Origin of the sequence: Acinetobacter sp. WCHAc060025 (assembly GCF_004209355.1) — a bacterium.
In the GTDB taxonomy this organism is placed as follows: Bacteria; Pseudomonadota; Gammaproteobacteria; order Pseudomonadales; family Moraxellaceae; genus Acinetobacter; species Acinetobacter wuhouensis.
Genome location: NZ_SGSX01000061.1, coordinates 1 through 984, shown reverse-complemented (window position 1 = coordinate 984; position 984 = coordinate 1). Strand labels below are relative to the sequence as shown.

Sequence of the window (984 nt, the reverse complement as noted above, 5' to 3'; positions counted from 1 at the left end):
TAACCTGAGTTCGATCAAAAAAAGAGTAGAAAAAAAGCCCTAGAATTTGTAGCGTATTGGTTCTCAAGACAAAACATTACAACCTAAGGCTTTTTCATGGATCATATTACAGAATTATTTTGTCTTTTGGATGATTTTTGCAAAATATTTGATGAATCTTTAGAAAAATCTCTCATTGCTCATCAAAATCAGATGCCACAGAAATCTGCTTTAAGCTTATCTGAAATCATGACAATCGTGATTTTATTCCACCAATCTGGATTTAGATTCTTTAAATATTTTTATTGCCATATGGTCATCCCTTTTTGGAAATCTGCTTTCCCTAAACTTCTTAGCTATAACCGTTTTGTTGAAATTATGCCTCGTTGCTTGCAAGCACTTAGTTGTTTCTTTCATCAAATTAAAGGAACCGATACAGGAATTAGTATCATTGATTCAACCAAGCTCGTTGTTTGTCATAATCTTAGAATTAAACGACACCGTGTATTTAAAAACCTTGCGAATAGAGGGAAAAGTAGTACTGGATGGTTTTATGGATTCAAATTACACCTTGTGATCAATAACTTAGGTGAGATCATTAATTTGAAAGTTACCTCAGCCAATGTTCACGATGTTGCAGTACTAGAGGAACTTACTTCAGAATTTAAGGGCATCCTGCTTGGTGATAAGGGTTATTTAAGTAGAACAAAAAAAGAAGCATTAATAGCAAGAGGGCTAAAATTATTAACACCTTCGCGAAAAAATATGAAGCAAAAAGACTCAAAAACATTACTTGAGAAGCAATTATTATCACGACGTGGTTTGATAGAAACAGTGAATGATCAATTAAAAAATTTGCATCAAATAGATCATTCACGTCACCGTTCGGTTAATAATTTTATGGTGAATATTATGTCGGCAGTAATCGCTTATTGTTTAAATCCTAGCAAACCAACTTTTAAAAATTGGATTGCAAACTAAACAATTTTCATCGAACTCAGGTTA

At 32.6% G+C, this 984-nt stretch carries 1 protein-coding gene; it reads left to right on the top strand.

Annotated elements, in window-relative coordinates; translation table 11 throughout:
* Positions 1 to 96 precede the first annotated feature (96 nt).
* Complete coding sequence (locus EXE09_RS18645; protein WP_130118253.1) at positions 97 to 960, top strand: IS982 family transposase; 864 nt, start codon at positions 97 to 99, stop codon at positions 958 to 960.
* Positions 961 to 984: the final 24 nt, after the last annotated feature.

What these genes read in the sequence shown, in the direction of transcription:
- EXE09_RS18645 (WP_130118253.1), top strand. Translation starts at nt 97, where the DNA reads ATGGATCATATTACAGAATTATTTTGTCTTTTGGATGATTTTTGCAAA.